We start from the raw sequence: 21370 nt of genomic DNA, 5'->3' as shown, positions 1-21370 counted from the left end.
ACCGCCCCACCCGGGTCGCCACGGTTCTAGAGTCGGGGCATGAGCGACGATGACGTCGAGCTGACCCGCCTGCGCGAGCGCGTGTACGGCGACAATGACACCCCGGCGACGGCGGAGGAGATCTCCCGGCTGGCCGCCCTCGAAGAGGGGATCCGCGCCCGGCGCTCGCCGGCTCCGACTCCCGAGACGCAGCCCCGATCCCGGGCGTCCGCTCCGCCCACCGTCCCGACGGATCCGCCGCAGCCCGTCGAGGACGGCCAGATGGATGCCAGGGCCCACCCCCACCGCGCGCTTGCGGTCATCGCGGCACTCACCGCGGCGGGAGTGCTGCTGGGGGCGGGGTACGCCGCCGGCGTCGGCATGCCCGCGTTCGTCGGAGCCTCGCCCACGCCGTCACCGACCTCCGGGGCGCCATATCCGGAGTTGCGTTTCCCGCAGACGGACGACGACGTGATCCCGGTCAGCATCATCGACGACAGCAACATCGACCCCACGAGCACCCGGTACATCGCCGTGATGCGCGGCTTCCGCGTCTTCCTGGCTCAGCGGGAACGGGGAGGGGGCGTCTGTGTGGTGACCCTCATCGTCGTGAACGACCAGCCGTGGTCGGCGGGATGCACGACCGGGGGACCGTTCGACGACGGTGCGGTGTTCGGCGTCGACAGGAACCTGAACATCGCGCTCGGCGACACGTCGCGCATGTCGGTTCGCGGCACGCCCGTGCGGCTTTCGGAGTCGGTGACGGCGTACGTCAGCGACTGACGGGGCGGCCGCTGGTGTGCCGCGGCGCAGGCGGCCCCGGCTGGCGCTGCACAAGCTCCGTGATCTGCGCAAAGTCAGTGGGTTTCGGCGGATGCCACTGAGCCGCTGCAGATCGCTGAGCGCACGCCGCGAGGTCCGACACGCGCCTAGAGTCGTCGCATGAGCGACGACGACGTCGAGCTCGCACGGTTGCGCGAGCGCGTGTACGGCGGGCGGGGGAGTGCACCCACGCCCGACGACATCGCGCGGCTGGGCGCGCTCGAGGACCGCGCCCGCACGGCGACCCGTGTCAACGAGCCCCCTCTTGCCGGTGGGGCCGAGCCGCGGCACCCCGAGACCGACGCGTCAGGAGCCGACGAGCCTCTCCGCCCCGCCCCGCGCCCCGTCCTCCGTGGCATCCTCACGGCCCTCGCCGCGGTCGCCCTGGTCGGTCTCGGCGTCGCGACCGGGTACGGGCTGGCGAACGCTCCGGTATCGGCGGACTCGTCCGCGGCCGACCTGCCCGAACTCGCCTTCGTCCAGACCGCGGAGGACGTGATCTCCGGTGACATCCTTTCGGACAGCGGCATCGACCCGGCGAGCATCCGCTACATCGCCACGATCCGCGATTTCCGTATTTACCTCGCCCTGCCCGACGACGGCGACGGTCGCTGCGTCGCGGTCTTCACCTCCAGCGACAATCGGCCCTGGTCGGCGGGGTGCGCCAGCGGCGCGCAGCCCGGCGCGGCGGTCTTCGGCGTGGACGAAAAGCTCACCGTCGCCATCGACGACCCGGCCGACGACACCGTCGCGGGCACCCCGATCCGACTGTCCGAGAGCGTAACGGCCTATGTGAGGCCGAACTAGGGAAAGGGCACGACCATGTTCCACTCCGAGGGGGCCTTCTCCGGCTTCGCCGTCGACGACCTCGACGCCGCCCACCGCTTCTACGCCGACACCCTCGGCCTGCGTGTGGAGGTGCTCGAGGGGTCCGGTTTCCTCCGGCTCCACCTGGCATCCGGGGGGAGCGTGCTCGTCTATGGCAAACCGCATCACGTCCCGGCCACGTTCACGGTGCTGAACTTCCCCGTGGCAGACGTCGAGGCCGCCGTCGACGACCTCCACGCGCGCGGCGTCGAGACGAAGATCTACGACGACGCCGACTTCCCCACCGACTCGCGCGGAATCATGCGCGAGGGCGGCCCGCTGATCGCGTGGTTCCGCGACCCCGCGGGGAACGTCCTCGCCGTCCTCGAGGAGTGACGGAAAGCGGGATGGATGCCAGAAGCCGTGGCATCCATCCCGCCGGTGACCGGGCCCGAGCCGGTCAGCCCCGCAGCGCCTCTGCCAGCTTGACGCGGGCCCCCATGCGCAGCAGGGAGTTCTGGTAGATGCGGGCGGCGATCGCGATCGCCGCGATGCACGAGGCGATGAGGATCAGCAGCGAGAGCACCGGCTCCCACCACTGGGCGTCACCGAGGTACATCCGCAGCGGCATCCCCACCGGTGCCGAGAACGGCACGTACGACATGATCGTCAGCACGACGGGGTTGTCGTTGAAGAAGATCACGAGGAAGTACGGCGCCATCACCAGCATCGTGATCGGGGTGGTCGTGGCGCCGATGTCCTCCTGGCGCGACACCATCGCGGCCGCGGCGGCGAACAGCGACGCCAGCAGGATGAACCCGAAGAGGAAGAAGATCGCGAACCACGCGATCGGGGCGCCGAGGGCGCTGAGCACCCCGACCTGGTCGGTGACCGCCAACCCGATCACCGCCACCGCCGCGAGCAGAACGATCTGGGCCATCGCGAGGATCGTGTTCCCCAAGACCTTTCCGGCCAGCAGGGCCCGCACCGGGATCGCCGAGATCAGGATCTCCACGACCCGCGTCTGCTTCTCCTCGACGACGCTCTGAGCGATGGTGCCGCCGAAGGTGCTCGCCGCGATCAAGAACACGATGCCGAAGCCGAGCGCGATGAGGTAGCGGAGCGCATCCGCGGCACCCGCGCCGGGGTCGATCGTCTCGACCTCCGGGGTCTCGCTGAGCAGTTGGAGGAGCGCGGCGGGCACCCCGTCCTTGACCACGACGGTGTAGTCGAACGCCGGGTTGGTCGACCCGGACACCAGGGCGGCATCCACCGTCCCGTCCTCGACGAGCGCGCGGGCGGTGTCGTCCGAGTCAGCCACCGTCGCGTCGACTCCGGCCAGCCCCGACAGAGCCGGCTGCGTCTGGTTCGTCACGGCGACGGGGATGCCACTGCCCCCGGCGTCGCGCGCGGCGAAACCGCCCCACAACACCGACGCGAGGGCGGCGACGACGAGGATCGCCGTCGAGATCACGAAGACCTTGCTGCGCAGCTTCGAGCCGATCTCGCGCTCGGCGACGAGCCACACGCTCTTGAGCTCGCTGGGGGTACCGCGGGTCGTTCCCTGCGACGTCGCTGTGGTGCTCACTGGATGACCTCCTTGAAGATGTCGGCAAGGCTCGGTCGCTGCGGCGCGAAGCTCGCGACGTCGCCGCGGGCCACCGCCTCGCGCAAGACCGCCTGCGCCGCAGCGTCGTCGGCGGCGTCGAAGACGGCGTACCCACCGTCGAAGTCCATGACCGTGACCCCCGGCCGGTCGCGCAGCCACCCCGCGTCCCCGCCCGAGACGAGCTCGTAGCGGTGGGTCGCGTGCTGCGCGCGGAGGGCCTCGCGGCTCCCCGCCGCGCGGATCGTGCCCGCCGCGATGATGACCAGGTCGTCGCACAGCCGCTCGACGACGTCGAGCTGGTGCGACGAGAACAACACCGCCGTGCCGGTTGCCGCTTTCTCCTGCAGCACGCCCGCCACGACGTCGACGGCGAGGGGGTCGAGTCCCGAGAAGGGCTCGTCCAGGATCAGCACGTCCGGCTCGTGCACGAGCGAGGCGGCGATCTGGGCCCGCTGCTGGTTACCGAGCGACAGCGTCTCGACCAGGTCGCCGAGGCGCTCGCCGAGGCCGAGACGCTCCAGGAGCGCGGTGGCCTTGGCGGTGGCCTCGGCCTTGCCGAACCCGTGCAGACGCGCGAGGTAGGCGATGTGCTCGGCCACCTTCATCTTCGGGTAAAGGCCGCGCTCCTCCGGCATGTAGCCGAAGCGGCGTCGGTCGGAGGCGGTGAGCTCGGCCCCGTCGATGGAAACGGTGCCGGCATCCTTGCCCAGAACGCCGAGCGCGATCCGCATGGTCGTGGTCTTGCCCGCGCCGTTGCCGCCGACGAAGCCCGTCAGCCGGCCCGGAGCCACGGTGAAGCTCACATCGTCGAGCACGCGGCGTCCGCCGTAGCTCTTGGTGATGCCGTTCAGTTCGAGCACGGTCCACCCCTTTCTGGTGATGGACTCCACGCTACGGAGGCCGACACGACGCGGCATCCGTCCCGGGGCGGGTTGCGCCCCTCCTCCCTGAGGGGGAGTCCGGGCCCGCCGCGGTCGCGCGGTGCGGTCAGGCCAGGCCGTGGCGGTGCGCCAGCACCACGGCCTGGACCCGGTCGCGTGCGCCGAGCTTCTGCAGCAGGTTCGACACGTGCGTCTTGACCGTGGCCTCACCGATGAACAGGCGCGCCGCGATCTCGGCGTTGCTCAGTGCCTCGGCGACGAGCTTGAGCACCTCGGCTTCGCGCTCTGTCAGGGGTTCGGCGAGGACGAGCCCCTCGGCCGGCGGGGTCGAGGGCTCGCGGGCGGGCGCACCGCCGCCCTGTCCCGCGAACCGCGCGATGACGCGGCGCGTGACTTCCGGTGCGAGGAGGGCATCGCCCGCGCCCACCACGCGGACCGCGCCCACGAGCTCTTCGGGCCCGGCGTTCTTCAACAGGAAGCCGCTGGCTCCGGCCGCGAGAGCGTCGAACAGGTAATCGTCGCGGTCGAAGGTCGTGACGATGAGCACGGCGGCGGCAGAGGCGGGATCGCCGACGATGCGCCGGGTGGCCTCGAGCCCGTCCATGTCGGGCATCTGGACGTCCATGCAGATCACGTCGGGTCGCAGCGCCGCGGCGGCCGCGATCGCCTCGACGCCCGTCCCCGCTTCGCCGACGACCTCGATGTCGTCCTCGAGCGACAGGATCGTGCGGAACCCCGCCCGCATCATCGCGTGGTCGTCCACGAGCAGGACGCGCAGCTCAGGCATGCGTGACCTCCGCCGTGGCGAGCGGCACCCGGACTCGCACGAGATACCCGCCGCGGGTGCGCGGGCCCATCTCGATGCTGCCGCCCGACACGGCGGCGCGTTCGCGCATGCCGCGCTGGCCGAGACCGGGGGCGCCGGAGCCGCGGCGACCCGTGTTGGTCACCTCGAGTTCGACGGTCGTGCCCTCGTAGCGGACACGCACGTCGGCGGTCGCAGCAGGACCCGCGTGCCGGCGGGCGTTCGTGAGCGCCTCCTGGGCGATACGGAACAGGTTGACCTGCACGACCGGGGACGGCTCGGCCACCGGCTCCCCGATGACGGCGAACGTCGTCGGGAGTCCCGCCGCCGACGTCTCCGCGACGAGCGCGGGGATGGATGCCAGCCCGTGGGTCGTCGGAGCGGTGTCGGTGCTCGGCTCGCTTCCGTGACTGGCATCCGGTGTCCGCAACGTCTCGAGCAGCTGGCGGAGCTCGCGCAGCGATGTCCGCGCCGATTCTTCGATGCCGCTCAGCACCTCGCGGGATTTCTCGGCGTCGCGGTCCATCACCGAGCGGGCCACACCCGCCTGCACGCCCATGAGCGAGACGTGGTGCGCGACGACGTCGTGGAGTTCGCGCGCGATCCGCACCCGGTCCAGCGCCACCGCTTGGGCGGCCGTGATCTCGCGCTCGGCCTCGAGCTCGGCGGTGCGTTCCTCGAGCGCTGTGCGTTGAAGGCGCTGCTGGTATGAGCGCTCACCGAAGAAGTAGGCGCCGCCGAAGAACAGCGCGTTGATCCCCAGCCCGAGCAGCTGTGAGGCGACGAAGGGCGAGAATGCGCCGGTGCGGGACGGGAAGCCCTCGGGCACCTGGTCCACCGGCATCGTGGCGTCCTGGAACATCACGACGAACAACCAGGCGAACATCCCCAGGATGATGGCCACCCGCACGATCGTGGCCCGGCGACGGTTCGTCGACCACGCGCCGGCCGTGTAGATCGCGATGAACATCGCGATGTTGCCCGCGTACACCTCGGGGACCCGCAGGGTCACGGCGAAGAAGTACGCCGCCGAGACGATCACGGCCACGATGGACGGCCACCGTCGCCGGAACGCGAGCGGGACGGACAGCACGGCGACGTAGACGACCGCGAGGACGAACTCGGCCTGCTGATCCCCGTAGAGTCCCGCGACGGCCGACAGCACCGCGCTGAGCAGCCCGCCCACGAACAGCACCGCCGCGAGCACGATGTCGCTGCGCCACTGCGCGCGGGTGAGATTCGGCATCCCTCCACGTTATGGGGGCTCCGCCTGCTCGGCATCCCCCTCGAGACGGAGTCAACCCCCGCGGGGAATGGGCCGCGGAACGAAAAGCTTGCACATGAATGCACCCGGGCGCCCCCGCGCCCCCGGCATCACAGGAAGGATCATCGTGACCGAATACACGATCGGCTACATCGTCGGAAGCATCTCCAGCACCTCGATCAACCGTCGCCTGGCGAAGGCGCTCGAGAAGGTCGCGCCCGAGGGCGTGACGCTCAAGGAGATCCCGATCAAGGACCTCCCGTTCTACTCGCCCGACTACGACGGGAACTTCCCTCAGGTCGCGACGGACTTCAAGAACGCGATCGAGGATGCCGACGCGGTCTTCATCGTCACCCCGGAGTACAGCCGTTCTATCCCGGGCGTGCTGAAGAACGCGCTGGACTGGTCGGCGCGCCCCTACGGCGAGGCGTCATTCAACGACAAGCCCACCGCTGTCATCGGCACGTCCCAGGGTGGCATCGCCACCGCCGCCGGCCAGCAGCACCTGCGCTCGGTCCTCCTGCACTACAACGCTCTCGTGCTCGGTCAGCCCGAGGGCTACATCCAGTCGACGCCGGGCCTCTTCGACGAGGACGGCACCGTCAACGACGAGGGCACCGCGGCGTTCCTCCGCTCGATCATCGAGGCACTCGTGACCCTGGTGAAGCGCACCGCTCCCGCGGAGGTTCCCGCGGCCTGAGGCACGGTTTCTCGGTTTGGGGCGCGTTTCGCGCTTCGGGGCATGCGATTCACGCCCCGAAGCGAAGAACGCGCCCCAAACCTGTGTCTCGGGGCGCCGGGCGGCGCGGGGCCCAGGCGGATCAGGCCCCGAGCGCTTCGGCCTTCCGGCGCAGCAGCGCGGCCTCCCGCGCATTGCGGGTGAGGCCGGCGGCGTCGAGGAGCTCGGCGCGCGCCTCCGCGAAACGCCCGAGCCGCGCGAGCAGTTCACCGCGCACCGAGGGCAGCAGATGCGAGCCGCGCAGGGGCGTGGCATCCATCGCGTCCACGATCGCGAGCCCTTCGGAGGGACCGGATGCCATCGACACGGCCACCGCGCGATTCAGTTCGACGACCGGGTTCGCGGTGATCCGGCCGTGCATTTCGTAGAGCAGGACGATCCTGTCCCAGTCCGTGGTCTCGACGCTCGCGGCCTCCGCGTGGCACAGGGCGATCGCCGCTTGCAGCGCATAAGGACCCCGTCCGCGGCCGAGGGCATCAGCCCGGTCCAGAAGCAGGGAGCCGCGAGCGATCGCCGAGCGATCCCAGCGCCGCCGATCCTGGTCGGCCAGGAGCACGGCATCCCCGTTCGCATCGACGCGGGCCGCGAAGCGGGAGGCCTGCAGCTCCATGAGGGCCGAGAGGGCGAGCACCTCGGGCTCGTGGGGGAGCAGCCCGCAGAGAACGCGCCCGAGCCGCAGGGCCTCATGAGCGAGCTCGGTGCGCAGGACCGCGTCGCCGGTGCTCGCGACATAGCCCTCGGTGAAGATGAGGTACACGACGGTCAGTACCGCGGTGCGCCGCGCGGGCCACTCCGCGGGCTCGGGCACGGCGAACGGCACGCGCGCCGCGCTCAGCGCCTTCTTCGCCCGGACGATCCGCTGCTGCATTGTCGGCAGGGGCACGAGGAAGAGGCGCGCGATGGCATCGGTGTCGAGCCCGCCCACCACCTTCAGCGTCAGCGCCACCTGCGCTTCGCGCGAGAGCACCGGATGACAAGCGGCGAAGACGAGGCGCAGGACGTCGTCGTCGATGGGCTCCCAGACGTCGTCGGCCACCTCGTCGAGATCGGCGGCGAGGAGGCGGTACTTCTCGCCGAGGCGCTGCTCGCGCCGCCACCCGTCGATCGCGCGGCGCTTCGCGACCGCCGTGAGCCACGCCCCGGGGTTTCGCGGCACGCCGTCTCGTTCCCATTGCTCGACGGCCTCGACGAGGGCGTCCTGCGCGAGGTCTTCGGCCGTACCGAGGTTGCCGACCACACGCGCCAGCGCCGCGACGATCCGCGCACCCTCGATGCGCCAGATCGCCGCGACGCGGCGCGAGAGGTCGGTGTCGGGGCTCACCGCCCGGAGAGTTCCTCGCGCCAGCCCTCTTCCTTCTGGATGTACTCGTTGTCGGCGAAGGCGGCGAAATCGGTCTCGTCGGTGACGCGGCGCACCTCGAGCTTGTTGCCGGCGATGAGCGGCGCCCGTCGGGCCCACTCGATGGCCTCATCGCGGTTGGACACCTCGATGATCCAGAACCCGTTGAAGAGCTCGTGCGTCTCCCCGTAGGGGCCGTCGGTGACGACGGGCTCCTCGCCCCCGAACTCGACGACGAAGTTCTGGCTCATGTCTTCCGCGAGGCCGTCGCCGGCGACGAGGACACCCGCGTTGATCATGGACTCGTTGTACGCGCCCATGTCGTTGATGATCTGCTCGAAGGGGATCTGCTTGTAGGCCGCGTACGCCTCGTCGGTGCCGCGCATGATCAGCATGTACTTCATCGTGAACTCTTCTCGTCGTGTGCTCGGTCGAGCGCCTTCGGGGAGCGAATGCCTGCCCCTACTATCGCGTCGAACGGCACTCACCGGAATCGACAGGGCGACGAGAAAAGTTCTGAGGATGCCGTCAGCCGAAGATCATCGGCAGATCGTCGTCGTCCTCGTTCCGCGAGAGGTCGAGGTCGGCGACGACGGGCACGTGGTCGCTGGGTGCCTCGCCCTTGCGCTCGTTGCGGTGGATCTCGGCGCCCTGCACCGCGTCGGCGAACGCCGGGGAGCCGAGGATGAAGTCGATCCGCAGCCCCTCGTTGCGGGGGAAGCGCAGCTGCTTGTAGTCCCAGTACGTGTAGCCGGTGGGGATGAGCGGCCGCACGACGTCGGTGAGCCCCGCGGATTCGAACGCCGCGAACGCGGCGCGCTCGGGCGGCGAGACGTGGGTAGTCACGCCCTCGATCACCGTGGGATCGCCGTTGTCGGCATCCGTCGGCGCGATGTTGAAGTCGCCGGTGAGGGCCAGGGCCAGGCCCGGGTCGGCTGCGAGAGTGTCCTCGGTGTGGCGGCGCAGGGCTTCGAGCCAGTCGAGCTTGTAGCGGTAATGCGGGTCGTCGAGCCCGCGGCCGTTCGGCACGTACAGGCTCCACACCCGCACACCGTCGATCGTCGCGCCGATCGCGCGCGCCTCTTTCGGAAGGTCAGGACCCTCTTTGCCCTTCTCGAACCCGGGCATTCCGGGAAAGCCGATCTCGACGTCCTCGATCGGCTCACGGCTCGCGATCGCGACGCCGTTCCACTGGTTCAGACCGTGGGCGACGACGTGGTACCCGGCCTCTTCGAACGCGGCGTACGGGAACTGCTCCGTCTTGCACTTGATCTCCTGCATCGCCAGAACGTCGATGTGCTCGCGCACGGCGAACTCGACGGTGCGGGCGACGCGGGCGCGGACGGAGTTGACGTTCCAGGTGGCCAAGCGCATGGCATCCAGCCTACTTTCGGCCGGGGACATGCTCTTGCGTGCGCCCGGGCCTGACGTGGCGGAGGAGGCTGATCCGCTCTGATCACGACCGACGTGATCTATATGGACACATAGAATCGACGCCGTGACTGCCGCCTCCACGCCCGAGCTCGAAGCCGACCGTCAGGCCCTCATCGGCCTCATCAACGCCGAGGCGGTGTTCCACGGCGACTTCACCCTTTCGAGCGGCAAGAAGGCGACGTATTACGTCGACATGCGCAAGCTCACGCTCGACCACCGCGCCGCCCCCGCGATCGGCCGCCTCGTGCTCGACCTCGTGAAGGACCTCGACGGCGTCGTCGCCGTCGGTGGGCTCACCCTCGGCGCCGACCCGATCGCCAACGCGGTGATGCACGAGTCGGTGCACGCGGGCCACCCGCTCGACGCGTTCGTCGTGCGCAAGGAGCCGAAGGACCACGGCCGCGGCCGCCAGATCGAGGGCGCGGATGTCGCGGGCAAGCGCGTCGTGGTCGTCGAGGACACCTCGACCACCGGTCAGTCCGCTCTCAAGGCCGTCGAGGCGCTGCGCCGCGAAGGCGCGGAGGTCGTCGCGGTCGCCGTGATCGTGGACCGTAAGACGGGCGCGCAGGCCGCGATCGAGGCCGCGGGCCTGCAGTGGCTGGCGTCCATCGACCTCGACGACCTGGGCCTGCAGCCGCAGTAATCCGTCACCGCCTGCCGCGCGTGCGGCGGGGCCGGTGTGCGGTGCCGGCACGGGATACCGAGACCCTACCGCCATGGTCCATCGGCGCCTCGCCCCGCCGCAGCCAGCCGTCAGTCGCCGCCGTCTCCCGGGCCGTCGAACGGGTCGCGGCGGTTGCCCCGCCGGGAGCGGCGCCACTGCACGATGAACGCCACGAGCGTGCCGGCGGTGATGAGGAAGGCCGTTCCCAGCCAGAGGGTGCGATCGTCCACGGGTCGATCCTCTCCGATTACACGGGGCGTTTCCCCTGAGCGGCGTCGGCCACGATCTTCGCGATCCGCGCGTCGCGCGTCTCCGGTCGCACCGCCATCGCGATCTGCGTGAGTCCGAACTTTCGGCTCGACGGGGGGAACGTGTCCCAGTTCGCCCGCGCGGCGGGCAGGGCGTTCAGCGCCGCGGTGAGCTCGGGCGGCTCGATACCCGCCTCGGGTCCGTCGAGCAGCTCCCATGCGCCGTTGGCGCGGGCCACCTCGAGCGCGCGGATGCCGGCGGGACGCAGCCGACCTTCCGCCTCCAGTCGCGCGATGCGGGCTTTGTTCGTGGCCGCCCACCCGCTCTTCGGCTTGCGCGGCGCGAACCACAGCCCCGAGCTGAGTTCATCGAACACGCGAACGGGGCCGTCGATCCACCCGAAGCGCAGCGCTTCGCAGATGGCATCCTCGTACTCGATGTAGCGGCCCGCTTCGGCTCCGCGGCCGCGCAGGAGCCACGCGCCCTTCGACACGGTGTGGTTCTCTTCGAGCCACAGGCTCCACTCGACGGCGTCGATCGCCGCGACCTTCACCCCGTCGTCGAGCACACCCATGTCACAGGCCTTCGCTCAGACCCTCTTCGCCGTCGGCGAGGTCGGTTTCGATGGGCTCGTCGCGGACGAGATCGGCGACGGATGCCAGGATCTCATCGGGCCGGAACGGGTACTTCTCGATCTCGTTCTGGTCACTGATGCCGGTCATCACGAGGACCGTGTGCAGCCCCGCCTCGATGCCGGCCACGATGTCGGTATCCATGCGGTCGCCGATCATGCCGGTGTTCTCGGAGTGCGCGCCGATGCGGTTCAGGGCGGAGCGGAACATCATCGGGTTCGGCTTGCCCACGATGTACGGCTCTTTACCGGTGGCCTTCGTGATGAGGGCGGCGATCGCGCCTGTCGCGGGCAGCACGCCCTCGTGGGAGGGGCCCGTGGCATCCGGGTTGGTGGCGATGAAGCGGGCACCGTCGCGGATGAAGCGGATGGCCTTGGTGATGGCCTCGAACGAGTAGTTACGCGTCTCGCCGACCACGACGTAGTCGGGCGAGGTCTCGGTCATGATGAAGCCGGCCTCGTGGAGGGCGGTGGTGAGCCCCGCCTCGCCGATGACGAAAGCGGAGCCGCCCGGCATCTGCGACTGCAGGAAATCCGCCGTCGCGAGTGCCGAGGTCCAGATCGAGGACTCGGGCACCACGAGACCCGACGAGCGCAAGCGAGCGCTCAGATCGCGCGGGGTGAAGATCGAATTGTTGGTGAGCACGAGGAACGGGGTTCCTTCGGCCCGCCACTGCGCCAGCAGCTCGGAGGCACCCGGCACAGGGGTGTTTTCATGGACGAGCACGCCGTCCATGTCGGTGAGCCAGCACTCCACGTCGCCACGGGTTCGCATGGGCTCAGCCTATCGCCGGGGTCCGACACGGCGAGGGGGTGGACGCGGAAAGGGCCGCCGGCGCGAAGCGCGGCGGCCCTTCACAGCGAGGCGTTACTTGTTGAACGCGTCCTTGACGTTCTCGCCCGCCTTCTTCGCGTCGGCCTTGACCTGGTCGGCCTTGCCCTCGGCGGCGAGCTTGTCGTTGTCGGTGGCGTTACCGATCGCTTCCTTCGCCTTGCCCACGATGTCCTGTGCGGCGTTCTTGATCTTGTCGTCGAGACCCATGATCGGTTCCTTCCTTGAAATGACGTTCGTCGCGCCGGGTGATGGCCGCGGCGGAGCCGGTGTGCTCACATCTCAGACGTAGCGACACGAGCCTTCGTCACACGACCGAGCGAAAAAGTTCACGAGATCGGTATTCCGCATCCGGAATGCACCCGTGACGGGGCCGAGGGATCTGGTTAGGGTCGAAGGGTGGCGCGCGACGAGTGGGACCCCCGGAACCTTCCCGACCTCTCGGGCCGCACGTACCTCGTGACCGGGGCCACCCGCGGTCTCGGCTACTTCTCGTGCGAGCAGCTCGCCGGCGCGGGTGCCCATGTGCTGCTGACGGGCCGCAACCCGAACCGGCTCGTCCTGGCGAAGGCGGCCGTGCGTCGAACGCATCCGGATGCCTCGATCGAGACGCTCCTGCTCGACACGAGCAACCTCGGCTCGGTGCGGGCGGCCGCGGCGACCGTCCGCGCCCGGGGTCGACTCGACGGCCTCCTCATGAACGCCGGGATCGTGCACCCGCCCAAGACGCGCGAGCTGGCGGGCGGGCACGAGCGCGTGTTCGCCACCAACGTGCTCGGGCACTTCGCACTCGGCGGCGAACTCTTGAAGCCCCTCGCCACCGCGCGCGGGCGCATGGTGTGGGTGGGCAGCATGTCCACCTCGCTCTGGAAGCACGTTCCCACCGACCCGGAGCTCGTCGAGGGGTATACGCCGTGGCGCGCCTATGTGCAGTCGAAGGCGGCCACGACGGCACTCGCTCTCGAGGCGGACCGCCGCCTGCGCGCGCACAGCGTGCCCGTCGAGAGCCTCGTCGCGCACCCCGGGTACTCCACGAGCGGCCGCACTCGTGGCATCCGCGGGGTGAACGAGCCCACGCGCCTCACGCGATTCGTCGACAACCTGCAGGCGCCGTTCACACAGTCGAAGGACGAGGGCGCCTGGGCTCTCGTGCGCGCGCTGACCGATCCGCTCGCCGAGGGCGGCGCGATGTACGGGCCGGCGCAGGTCGTGCGCGGCACCCCGCGTCCGGCGACTCCCGCGCGGCGGACGCGCGACGGCGCCCTCGGTGCGGATCTCTGGCTCGCGTGCGAGACCGCGACGCACGTGCGGTGGCCGTTCGAGAGGGTGCGGCGCGCGGCATCCTGAATCCGCCCCCGCGATGTCGGGCCCTGCCCCTACAGTGAACGCATGGAGCAGGCGACCGGCGACGTCGGCGACGCGCGAGGACTCACCGCCGCCGCGGTCGCCGAGCGGGTCGCCGCCGGCCAGACCAACGCGTTCTCCGCCGACAGCAGCCGGTCGGCGTGGAACATCGTGCGCGCCAACGTCTTCACGCTGTTCAACGGGATCGTCGCGGCGTGCTTCTTGGTGTTGCTGGTCCTCGGCCGCTGGCAAGACGCGCTGTTCGGCGTCGCGGCTCTCTCGAACGCGGTCATCGGGTGCGTGCAGGAGTTCCGCGCCAAGGCGGCGCTCGACCGCCTCGCGCTGCTGAACGCCCCCCGTGCGCGCGTGCGCCGCGACGGCGTCGACGCCGAGATCGCCCCGGCCGAGGTGGTCCGCGACGACCTGCTCGTGCTGCGCGCGGGCGACCAGGTTCCCGCGGACGCCGTGGTCGTCGAGACGCGCGCGCTGCAGATCGACGAGTCGATGCTCACGGGCGAGTCGGATGCCGTCGACAAAAGGCCGGGCGACGAGGCGCTGTCGGGATCCATCGTCGTGGCGGGCGAGGGGACGGCGCGGGTCACCCGCGTCGGGGCGGAGTCGTACGCCAACGCCTTCGCGGCCGAGGCGAAGCGGTTCCAGCTCGTCTCGAGCGAGCTGCGGACCTCGATCGACCGCGTGCTCCGGTGGGTGGGGTGGGGCATCGGGCCGATCGGGCTCCTCGTCCTGAACGCCCAGATGATGGTCGCCGGCGGATGGGTCGAGGCGTGGCAGCAGGGCACGTGGTCGCAAGCCGTCGTGAATACGATTGCGGCGCTGACGGCGATGATCCCGCTCGGTCTCGTGCTCATGACGTCCATCGCCTTCGCCGTGGGCGCGGCCCGCCTGGCCGGCAAGAAGGTGCTGGTCAACGAGTTGCCGGCCGTCGAGGGCCTCGCGCGCGTCAACGTCATCTGCCTCGACAAGACAGGCACCCTGACCGCCGGTGAGATCCGCTTCGACGCCGCCCTCGAGATGCAGACGGTCGGCGGGTGGCGCGACGCGCTCGCCTGGTACGGCGCGGCGGAGGACGCGAACGCGACCGCCCAGTGTCTGCGCGAGCCCTTTCCTGTCGCGGCGCCGCTGACGGTGGCGCAGCGCATCCCGTTCTCGTCCGCCCGTAAGTGGAGCGCGGTCTCGTTCGAGGGCGCGGCGCCCGGGGCGTGGGTGCTCGGGGCGCCCGAGATGGTGTTCGGAGACACCGCCGCGGATGCCACGAGCGAGCTCGGCGCGGCCGTGACCCGCCTGGCGTCGTCCGGGCGTCGCACCCTCGTGCTGGCCCACACCGACGCAGCGCTCGACGACGCCGATGTCGCGGCCGAACGCTTCCCCTCCGGCGCCGTCGCGGTCGCCGTGCTGACCTTCGTCGAGGCCGTGCGGCCGGACGCCGCCGAGGCACTCGCGTACTTCCGTGCACAGGGAGTCGCCGTGCGCGTCATCTCGGGCGACAACCCCCGAACGGTCGCGGCGATCGCGCGCGAGGTCGGACTCGACGTCGACGAGGGCTACGACGCGCGCGGCCTGCCCGACGACGATGTCGAGCTGGGGCGCATCCTCGAGGAGCACACCGTCTTCGGGCGCGTGACGCCCGACCAGAAGAAGCGGATGGTCTCGGCACTGCAAGCCCGCGGACACGTGGTGGCCATGACCGGCGACGGCGTCAACGACGCGCTCGCGATCAAGACCGCCGACATCGGCATCGCGATGAACTCCGGCGCCGCGGCGACGAAGGCGGTCGCGCGCCTCGTGCTGCTCGACGGCCGCTTCTCGCACCTGCCCTCGGTGGTCGCCGAGGGACGTCAGGTCATCGCCAACATCGAGCGGGTCTCGATGCTGTTCCTGACGAAGACCGTCTACGCGACGGGCCTCGCGGTGCTGTTCGGGGCTCTCGTCATGGAGTTCCCCTTCCTGCCTCGCCAGCTGTCGATCACGGACGGCCTGACGATCGGCATCCCGGCCTTCTTCCTCGCGCTGCTTCCGAACACGCAGCGATACGTGCCGGGTTTCCTCCGCCGGTCGCTGAGCTTCGCGATCCCGGCCGGTCTCGTCATCGCCGTCGCGCTGACGCTGTACACGCGCGCCGCGATGGCCCTCGGGCTCAGCGTCGAGCAACTGCGTACCGGCGCGACGATCATTCTCGCGATCGTCGCGATCTGGGTGTTGACCGTTCTCTCGCGCCCGGTGACGCGCGTGAAAGTGCTGGTCATCGGAGCGATGTTCATCGCGCTCACGGCGATCTTCACGATCCCGGCGCTGGGACAGTTCTTCCAGCTGCAGGACCCGGGCGAAGACGGCGCGTGGCTCGTGACGGGTGTCGTGATCGCGGCCGTCGGCGCGATCGAGATCGTGCGGTTCGCGCACCGTCGCTTCGTGCGGCGAATGCTCCGGATACCGGCATCCGCTCGCCGTGACGCCGACGCGGCTCAGAGCATCGGTGAGGGCTCCGTCACCGGGACGGTGTCGGGCCGGAAGTAGCGCCGCGCCGTCGGCGGGATCCAGACCGCGGCGAGCACCGCCACCGCGGCCAGCAGCGCGATGACGATCGTCGGCTCGAGTTCCGTGAGGGCGAGAGCGAGCCCCTGCAGGATCACGAGCAGCGACAGGTACGCCGTGAGGAGGTTCCGCGCCAAGCGGCTGCCGCGGGCGAGCGAGGAGCCCCCGGCGACGGTGAGCAGGCCCAGCAAGATGGTGGCGGCGCCCACGAGCGACACGGGCAGCACCTCTTCGGCATCCACCTGGTACCGGGAGAGCAGGACGAGGACGCCCAGCGCCGTGTTCGCCAGCCCCCCGACGTAGACGAGCACGACAGCGACGGTGACGGGGAGAGGTCGATGGACCTCGACGGTGCTGGTCATGGATGCCTCCCCTCGGTGGCTCCGCGGGAGCCGGTGGGGTCAGCGTAACGGCGGAGCGTCGTGCGCGGGGCGCTCAGCGCGCGAGCCAGACCGAGGCGCCGGCGCCCTCGGGCAGCGGCACCTCGACTCCGTCGGCGCGGACGACGTCGGGTGAGACGACCTCGAGTTCGTGGCCGACGTCGATGCGCAGCGCCACCAGCGCGCGAAGCAGCTCGGGATCGCGGTCGCTGACGCGCAGCACGCGTCCTGAATGACCCGATGTGGCGTCCTGCAGCAGCACGAACGGCTCACGGTGCACGGCGCCGGTGGCATCCGGGATCGCGTCTCCGTGCGGGTCGAACCGCGGGCGTCCGAGCCGCTCGTCGATGCCCTCGAGGAGACGGTCGCTCAGCGAGTGCTCGAGGATCTCGGCCTCGTCGTGGACCTCGTCCCACGAGTAGTGGAATTCGCGCACGAGCCACGTCTCGATGAGGCGGTGGCGGCGGATGACCGACGCCGCCCGCCGCGCACCGGCAGGCGTGAGCGACACCGGACCGTACGGGCGATGGCTCACGAGCCCCTGCGCGGCGAGCTTCTTCACCATCTCGGTGACGCTCGAGGGAGCGAGGCTCAGCACGCCGGCGAGCTGCGAGGGCGTGATCGGGTCGTCCTGCCACTCGGTGTGGTGGTAGATGGCCTTGAGATAGTCGTCGGCCACGGGCGATTCCACGCGCCCAGCCTAACCTCCGGTGAACACCAGCCACAGGAGGACGGCGTTCAGCGCGACGAGGAACACCGACGCCGCCACACCCGCCGCGGTCGTGAGCGCGCGGTTGCGATGCACCCCGAGGAGTTCGCGTCGGGACGTCAACACCACGAGGGGGATGAGGGCGAACGGGATGCCGAACGACAACACGACCTGACTCAGGACCAGGGCGACCGTGGGGTCGAGACCCACACCGAGAATCAGCAGCGCCGGAATGAGCGTCACGAGGCGGCGCACGAGGAGCGGAACGCGGATGCGCAGCAACCCATGCATGATCTCGGCGCCCGCGTACGCCCCCACGGACGTCGAGGCGAGTCCGCTCGCGAGCAGCCCGACGGCGAACAACGTCGCGACCAGCGGCCCGAGTCCGTCGCGCAGAGCGGCGTAGGCGCCTTCGAGGCTGTCCGTACCGGCGACTCCCGTCAGGTTCGCGGCGGCGAGCAGCAGGATCGCGAGGTTCACCGTGCCCGCGACGGCGAGGGCGATCGTGACGTCCCACCGTGTCGCCCGCAGGAGCCGTCGGGTCGAGACGCCCCGGGCGGCCTCGAGGTCGGCGGCCGCGGTGGGCTCGGCGGGCGCGAAACGGTCGCGGCTCAGCGCCGAGTGGGCGTAGATCGCGTGGGGCATGATCGTCGCGCCGAGGATCGATGCGGCCAGGAGCACGGACGTCGCGCCGTCGAATCGGGGGAGCAGTCCGCCGACGACGCCCGCCGGGTCGGGCGGCGCGAAGAAGAGACCCGCGGTGAAGCCGACCGCGATGATGAGCAGGAGTCCGATCACGACGGTCTCGAACGCGCGCGCCCCCCGGCGCGACTGCACCAGGAGCAGCGCGATCGAGACGACTCCCGTGATCACCCCGCCCCACAGCAGAGGGATGCCGAACAGCAGGTTGAGCGCGACCGCGCCGCCGATGACCTCGGCGACGTCCGTGGCCATCGCCACGAGTTCGGCCTGCACCCAGTAGGCCCGCCGCAGCCAGGGGCGTTGGATGCGACGGCCCAACAGCTGCGGAAGGCTTTCGCCCGTCACGATGCCGAGCTTGGCCGACAGGTACTGGATCAGCCACGCCATCACGTTGCCGAGCACCACGACCCACACGAGCAGGTAGCCGAAGACGGCCCCGGCCGTCATGTTGCTGGCGACGTTGCCCGGGTCGAGGTAGGCCACGCCCGCGACCATCGCCGGCCCGAGCAGCCATGCCGCACGGCGCGTGGCGCGGCGCGGGGGCGCGGCATCCAGTGTTTTCGGCATGCCGAAACCTTAGCGATATTTCGGGCCACCGAAAAATGAGGCATGTCGTCGGAAGTCGCGCACGGTCGCGTCACGTGGTGCTGCGCAGGGCCCAGTCGCGCCGAATGGCACGACTGGGGGTTCCGTCGCGCCGGATGGCACGACTGGGGGTTCCGTCGCGCCGAATGGCACGAGGTCAGCGCCGCGGCCGGTGACTTCTTCGGTCGCGGCAAAGTGTGCGTGCGGTGGTTCGGTGGTGCAACTTGGCGCGATGGAGGCGGTGGAGCGGAGCTGGGTGAGGCTTGGGTCGCGGGGAAGTGCGCGTGCGGTGGTTCGGTGGTGCAACTTGGCGCGACCGAACGCCGCGCCGCTGCCGCGGATAGCCTGGACCGGTGACCCACGGCGACGCGACCCCGGTGCCTGACGACGCGACGCCGGGCGCCGAAGACGCGACGGCGGGCGCCGAAGACGCGACGCCGGGCGCCGAAGACGCGACGCCGGGCGCCCAAGACGCGACACCGGTGCCTGACGACGCGACGCCGGGGGATGACGCACCCGCGCCCCTCCACGGGGTGGGGCCGTGGCCGGGCGGGCCGGACGCGTGGCCCGACGACCCGCGCTACGACCGCGAGCTGCTGGCCGAGGGTGATCGACGCAACGTCGTCGACGCGTACCGGTACTGGACGATGGATGCCATCGTCGCCGACCTCGATGCGCGGCGGCATCCGTTCCATGTCGCGATCGAGAACTGGCAGCACGACCTCAACATCGGGTCGATCGTCCGCAGCGCCAACGCTTTCCTCGCGGCCGAGGTCCACATCATCGGCAGGCGGCGCTGGAACCGTCGGGGCGCGATGGTCACCGATCGGTATCAACACGTGCGGCACCACGAGGACGTCGCCGCGTTCGTCGAGTGGGCGCGCCGGGAGGGCCTCCCCGTGCTCGCGATCGACAACGTCGAGGGATCGGTTCCGGTCGATCGGGCCGAGCTGCCCGAGGCCTGCGTGCTGCTGTTCGGTCAGGAAGGGCCGGGACTCTCTCCCGACGCACTCGCCGCCGCGTCGAGCGTGATCGAGATCACCCAGTACGGGTCGACGCGGTCGATCAATGCGGCCTCCGCGGCCGCCGTCGTCATGTACGAGTGGTGTCGACGCTGGGCGTGAACCCCACGGTCAGTGCACCTCGGTGCGCTGCGGGCACTCGTCGAGGGGGCGCGATCCGTGGACCCGACCCGTCCGCAGGAGCATCAGCGCCGCGGCGTACAGAACAGCGGCGCTGAGGATCACCGAGACTCCGAATACCGCACCCGAGAACGGCCTGTTGCGATACACGTACGCCGACGTCGAGGCATCCCACACCTCGTACTCGACGAAATAAAAGCCGCCCGCGCAGAAAATGGCCATGGCCAGAATCAGCGCGGCGGCCACGATCACCGTCGCCACCACATGCCCCCGCATGCGACCAGGATAGGGACTCCCGGTGACGGGCGTGTGAAGATCTCGCGAAGTCCGTGCGGGAACGCGGGCGCACGTCGTGAACGGACATGATCTGCGGGCATGAGTGCAGGCGATGGCTCGCCCCTGTCGAGGCACCCGCGTCCCCCGAGGCGCGTGCGCGTCTCAGGCACCCGATGTCATCCACGCTCTCCCACGAACCCGGAGTCCGAGGGTGACGGCGCGGGCGAGCATGTACACGCCGAAGAACGCGGCGGCGAGCCATGCGAGGCCCGTGGCGCCCCCGCCCGCGAACATCGCCACCAGAACGAGCGCCGGGACGTACGGCACGAGGTTGAGCAGCCCCGCGATCGCGAGGTACCGCGCGTCGCCGGCGCCGATGAGGACACCGTCGAGGACGAAGACGAACGACGCCAGAGGTTGGGCGACCGCGAGCACGAGGAGCGCCGGCTGGATGAGGGCGGCGATCTCGGGGTCACCCGTGAAGACGAGACCGAGGACTCCGGATGCCGCGGCCACGAGCGCCCCGACGGCAACCCCGAACCACAGGCCCCACGCCACCGTGCGGGACAGGACCTGACGCGCTCCGGCGACGTCGCCGGCGCCCAGTGATTTGCCGACGAGCGCCTGCGCCGCGATGGCGAGCGCATCCAACGCGAACGCGGCGGTCGAGAAGATCGTGAACGCGATCTGCCATCCGGCGAGTTCCGCTGAGCCGACCCCGGTGGCCACCGCCACCGTCGCGAGGAACGCGGCGCGCAGACTCAGCGTGCGAACGAACAGCCACCCTCCCGATCGCGCCGTGCCGCGAAGTCCGCCGGCTTCGGGGCGCAGCGACGCCGCGTGCCTCCGCGCCAGGCGCGTTGCGATCACGACGTAGGCGCCCACCATCCCCCACTGCGCGACGACCGTGCCCACCGCCGAACCGGCGATGCCCCAGCCGAAGCCGTAGATGAACAGGGCGTTGAGCAGCGCGTTGGCGCCGAAGCCGAGCCCCGCGATCCACAGCGGCGTGACGGTGTCCTGCATGCCGCGCAGCAGCCCCGTCGCGGCGAACACCACGAGCATCGCAGGTAGGCCCCACATCGAGATCGACAGGTAGACGCGGGCGTTCTCGGCGACGTCGGGTGCCGCACCGAACACGCCGACGAGCACCGGCGTCGCCAGCACGCCCACCAGGGCGAGCACCGCCCCGATCGTGAGCGCGAACCACATGCCGTCGATGCCGACCGAGACCGCTCGCCCCAACTCGCCCGCGCCGTAGCGTCGGGCGACCGCGGGGGTCGTGGAGTACGCGAGGAAGACCATCAGCCCGACCACGGTCTGCAGCACGGCGCTGGCGATGCCGAGGCCGGCCAGCGGCGCCACCCCGAGGTGACCCACCATGGCGCCGTCGACGATGAGGAACAACGGCTCGGCGACCAGGGCGCCCAGCGCGGGTACGGCGAGCCGCACGATCGCGCGGTTCAGGGTCGCCGGTGCGGGTGTGGTCACCGTTCGAGCCTAGGGCGGCCCTCCGACACGACCGGCATGTCGTGGCGCCCGCGACATGACGAAGGAGATCTGCACGGCTCGGGGCGGAATTTCGGCGTGCGGCGGCGATGGGCTTCGGGTTCTCCTTCGTTGTGTA

General features: G+C 70.5%; 24 protein-coding genes. 8 read left to right on the top strand and 16 right to left on the bottom strand.

Features of this window, described 5'->3' with window-relative positions; genetic code table 11:
* Window positions 1–39: 39 nt before the first annotated feature.
* The 3 genes from ABC271_RS16195 (at window position 40) to ABC271_RS16185 (ending at window position 2004) form a co-directional block, all read left to right on the top strand.
* A complete protein-coding gene (locus tag ABC271_RS16195) occupies window positions 40–762 on the top strand; it encodes a hypothetical protein (protein WP_412925864.1) in 723 nt (240 codons plus the stop codon).
* Between the two features lie 159 nt (window positions 763–921).
* The gene (locus ABC271_RS16190) at window positions 922–1608 is read left to right on the top strand and encodes a hypothetical protein (RefSeq protein WP_412925863.1); all 687 of its coding nucleotides are present in this window, start codon (window positions 922–924) and stop codon (window positions 1606–1608) included.
* Between the two features lie 15 nt (window positions 1609–1623).
* Entirely contained in the window at window positions 1624–2004 is a 381-nt protein-coding gene (locus ABC271_RS16185) for a VOC family protein (protein ID WP_412925862.1), read from the top strand.
* Window positions 2005–2068: 64 nt separating this feature from the next.
* Here the strand turns inward: ABC271_RS16185 and ABC271_RS16180 are convergent, their stop codons facing one another.
* The 4 genes from ABC271_RS16180 to ABC271_RS16165 form a co-directional block, all read right to left on the bottom strand.
* Window positions 2069–3196, bottom strand: a complete 1128-nt coding sequence (locus tag ABC271_RS16180; RefSeq protein ID WP_412925861.1) for an ABC transporter permease — start codon at window positions 3194–3196, stop codon at window positions 2069–2071.
* Complete coding sequence (locus tag ABC271_RS16175) at window positions 3193–4077, bottom strand: ABC transporter ATP-binding protein (RefSeq protein ID WP_412925860.1); 885 nt, start codon at window positions 4075–4077, stop codon at window positions 3193–3195. The genes ABC271_RS16180 and ABC271_RS16175 overlap by 4 nt, the downstream gene beginning before the upstream one ends.
* A 127-nt stretch (window positions 4078–4204) precedes the next feature.
* The gene (locus ABC271_RS16170; RefSeq protein ID WP_412925859.1) at window positions 4205–4885 is read right to left on the bottom strand and encodes a response regulator; all 681 of its coding nucleotides are present in this window, start codon (window positions 4883–4885) and stop codon (window positions 4205–4207) included.
* Window positions 4878–6149 (bottom strand): sensor histidine kinase, encoded by a 1272-nt coding sequence (locus ABC271_RS16165; protein ID WP_412925858.1) that lies wholly within the window; start codon window positions 6147–6149, stop codon window positions 4878–4880. The genes ABC271_RS16170 and ABC271_RS16165 overlap by 8 nt, the downstream gene beginning before the upstream one ends.
* Before the next feature lie 145 nt (window positions 6150–6294).
* Here ABC271_RS16165 and ABC271_RS16160 point away from each other — a divergent pair, with 145 nt between their 5' ends.
* Window positions 6295–6867 carry an NADPH-dependent FMN reductase gene (locus ABC271_RS16160; protein WP_412925857.1) on the top strand — a complete coding sequence of 191 codons (573 nt, stop codon included), beginning with the start codon at window positions 6295–6297 and terminating at the stop codon, window positions 6865–6867.
* Window positions 6868–6988: 121 nt separating this feature from the next.
* Here the strand turns inward: ABC271_RS16160 and ABC271_RS16155 are convergent, their stop codons facing one another.
* The 3 genes from ABC271_RS16155 to ABC271_RS16145 all read right to left on the bottom strand — a co-directional run bounded on the left by ABC271_RS16155 (window position 6989) and on the right by ABC271_RS16145 (window position 9619).
* Complete coding sequence (locus ABC271_RS16155; protein WP_412925856.1) at window positions 6989–8227, bottom strand: RNA polymerase sigma factor; 1239 nt, start codon at window positions 8225–8227, stop codon at window positions 6989–6991.
* On the bottom strand, window positions 8224–8649 hold the full coding sequence (locus tag ABC271_RS16150; RefSeq protein ID WP_412925855.1) for a YciI family protein: 426 nt from the start codon (window positions 8647–8649) through the stop codon (window positions 8224–8226). Before ABC271_RS16150 ends, ABC271_RS16155 begins: the two co-directional genes overlap by 4 nt.
* 124 nt (window positions 8650–8773) lie before the next feature.
* The gene (locus tag ABC271_RS16145; RefSeq protein WP_412925854.1) at window positions 8774–9619 is read right to left on the bottom strand and encodes an exodeoxyribonuclease III; all 846 of its coding nucleotides are present in this window, start codon (window positions 9617–9619) and stop codon (window positions 8774–8776) included.
* 124 nt (window positions 9620–9743) lie between these two features.
* Between ABC271_RS16145 and pyrE the strand changes: the two genes are divergently transcribed.
* Window positions 9744–10322: an orotate phosphoribosyltransferase gene (gene pyrE / locus ABC271_RS16140; RefSeq protein ID WP_292902855.1), complete on the top strand. Its 579-nt coding sequence runs from the start codon at window positions 9744–9746 to the stop codon at window positions 10320–10322.
* Window positions 10323–10432: 110 nt separating this feature from the next.
* Here the strand turns inward: pyrE and ABC271_RS16135 are convergent, their stop codons facing one another.
* The 4 genes from ABC271_RS16135 to ABC271_RS16120 form a co-directional block, all read right to left on the bottom strand.
* Window positions 10433–10573, bottom strand: coding sequence for a hypothetical protein (locus tag ABC271_RS16135; protein WP_412925853.1), 141 nt, complete (start codon window positions 10571–10573; stop codon window positions 10433–10435).
* Between the two features lie 17 nt (window positions 10574–10590).
* The gene (locus ABC271_RS16130; protein ID WP_412925852.1) at window positions 10591–11166 is read right to left on the bottom strand and encodes a YdeI/OmpD-associated family protein; all 576 of its coding nucleotides are present in this window, start codon (window positions 11164–11166) and stop codon (window positions 10591–10593) included.
* A gap of 1 nt (window position 11167) precedes the next feature.
* Complete coding sequence (locus ABC271_RS16125) at window positions 11168–11998, bottom strand: HAD-IIA family hydrolase (protein ID WP_412925851.1); 831 nt, start codon at window positions 11996–11998, stop codon at window positions 11168–11170.
* 93 nt (window positions 11999–12091) lie between these two features.
* Entirely contained in the window at window positions 12092–12265 is a 174-nt protein-coding gene (locus ABC271_RS16120; protein WP_412925850.1) for a CsbD family protein, read from the bottom strand.
* A gap of 189 nt (window positions 12266–12454) precedes the next feature.
* Here ABC271_RS16120 and ABC271_RS16115 point away from each other — a divergent pair, with 189 nt between their 5' ends.
* A complete protein-coding gene (locus ABC271_RS16115) occupies window positions 12455–13402 on the top strand; it encodes an SDR family NAD(P)-dependent oxidoreductase (RefSeq protein ID WP_412925849.1) in 948 nt (315 codons plus the stop codon).
* A gap of 42 nt (window positions 13403–13444) precedes the next feature.
* Window positions 13445–15931, top strand: coding sequence for an HAD-IC family P-type ATPase (locus ABC271_RS16110; RefSeq protein WP_412925848.1), 2487 nt, complete (start codon window positions 13445–13447; stop codon window positions 15929–15931).
* Here ABC271_RS16110 and ABC271_RS16105 read toward each other — a convergent pair.
* The 3 genes from ABC271_RS16105 to ABC271_RS16095 all read right to left on the bottom strand — a co-directional run bounded on the left by ABC271_RS16105 (window position 15880) and on the right by ABC271_RS16095 (window position 18307).
* Window positions 15880–16311: a hypothetical protein gene (locus tag ABC271_RS16105; protein WP_412925847.1), complete on the bottom strand. Its 432-nt coding sequence runs from the start codon at window positions 16309–16311 to the stop codon at window positions 15880–15882. The genes ABC271_RS16110 and ABC271_RS16105 overlap by 52 nt on opposite strands.
* Before the next feature lie 73 nt (window positions 16312–16384).
* Window positions 16385–17020, bottom strand: a complete 636-nt coding sequence (locus ABC271_RS16100) for a metal-dependent transcriptional regulator (protein WP_412925846.1) — start codon at window positions 17018–17020, stop codon at window positions 16385–16387.
* Window positions 17021–17029: 9 nt separating this feature from the next.
* Window positions 17030–18307: an Nramp family divalent metal transporter gene (locus ABC271_RS16095; RefSeq protein ID WP_412925845.1), complete on the bottom strand. Its 1278-nt coding sequence runs from the start codon at window positions 18305–18307 to the stop codon at window positions 17030–17032.
* A gap of 500 nt (window positions 18308–18807) precedes the next feature.
* Between ABC271_RS16095 and ABC271_RS16090 the strand changes: the two genes are divergently transcribed.
* Entirely contained in the window at window positions 18808–19449 is a 642-nt protein-coding gene (locus ABC271_RS16090) for a TrmH family RNA methyltransferase (RefSeq protein WP_412926182.1), read from the top strand.
* Window positions 19450–19458: 9 nt separating this feature from the next.
* Here ABC271_RS16090 and ABC271_RS16085 read toward each other — a convergent pair whose 3' ends face one another.
* Window positions 19459–19743 carry a hypothetical protein gene (locus ABC271_RS16085; RefSeq protein WP_412925844.1) on the bottom strand — a complete coding sequence of 95 codons (285 nt, stop codon included), beginning with the start codon at window positions 19741–19743 and terminating at the stop codon, window positions 19459–19461.
* Between the two features lie 162 nt (window positions 19744–19905).
* Window positions 19906–21234: an MATE family efflux transporter gene (locus ABC271_RS16080; RefSeq protein ID WP_412925843.1), complete on the bottom strand. Its 1329-nt coding sequence runs from the start codon at window positions 21232–21234 to the stop codon at window positions 19906–19908.
* Between the last annotated feature and the right edge of the window lie 136 nt (window positions 21235–21370).

Origin of the sequence: Microbacterium canaveralium, assembly GCF_047238045.1 — a bacterium.
Lineage (GTDB): Bacteria > Actinomycetota > Actinomycetes > Actinomycetales > Microbacteriaceae > Microbacterium.
The sequence above is the reverse complement of the archived record's forward strand: the minus strand, read 5'-3'. Positions and strand labels throughout refer to the sequence as shown.

Coding starts and splice junctions, on each gene's coding strand:
- ABC271_RS16195 (WP_412925864.1), top strand. CDS start 40: ATGAGCGACGATGACGTCGAGCTGACCCGCCTGCGCGAGCGCGTGTAC.
- ABC271_RS16190 (WP_412925863.1), top strand. CDS start 922: ATGAGCGACGACGACGTCGAGCTCGCACGGTTGCGCGAGCGCGTGTAC.
- ABC271_RS16185 (WP_412925862.1), top strand. CDS start 1,624: ATGTTCCACTCCGAGGGGGCCTTCTCCGGCTTCGCCGTCGACGACCTC.
- ABC271_RS16170 (WP_412925859.1), bottom strand. CDS start 4,885: ATGCCTGAGCTGCGCGTCCTGCTCGTGGACGACCACGCGATGATGCGG.
- ABC271_RS16165 (WP_412925858.1), bottom strand. CDS start 6,149: ATGCCGAATCTCACCCGCGCGCAGTGGCGCAGCGACATCGTGCTCGCG.
- ABC271_RS16150 (WP_412925855.1), bottom strand. CDS start 8,649: ATGAAGTACATGCTGATCATGCGCGGCACCGACGAGGCGTACGCGGCC.
- ABC271_RS16145 (WP_412925854.1), bottom strand. CDS start 9,619: ATGCGCTTGGCCACCTGGAACGTCAACTCCGTCCGCGCCCGCGTCGCC.
- ABC271_RS16130 (WP_412925852.1), bottom strand. CDS start 11,166: ATGGGTGTGCTCGACGACGGGGTGAAGGTCGCGGCGATCGACGCCGTC.
- ABC271_RS16125 (WP_412925851.1), bottom strand. CDS start 11,998: ATGCGAACCCGTGGCGACGTGGAGTGCTGGCTCACCGACATGGACGGC.
- ABC271_RS16120 (WP_412925850.1), bottom strand. CDS start 12,265: ATGGGTCTCGACGACAAGATCAAGAACGCCGCACAGGACATCGTGGGC.
- ABC271_RS16110 (WP_412925848.1), top strand. CDS start 13,445: ATGGAGCAGGCGACCGGCGACGTCGGCGACGCGCGAGGACTCACCGCC.
- ABC271_RS16105 (WP_412925847.1), bottom strand. CDS start 16,311: ATGACCAGCACCGTCGAGGTCCATCGACCTCTCCCCGTCACCGTCGCT.
- ABC271_RS16095 (WP_412925845.1), bottom strand. CDS start 18,307: ATGCCGAAAACACTGGATGCCGCGCCCCCGCGCCGCGCCACGCGCCGT.
- ABC271_RS16085 (WP_412925844.1), bottom strand. CDS start 19,743: ATGCGGGGGCATGTGGTGGCGACGGTGATCGTGGCCGCCGCGCTGATT.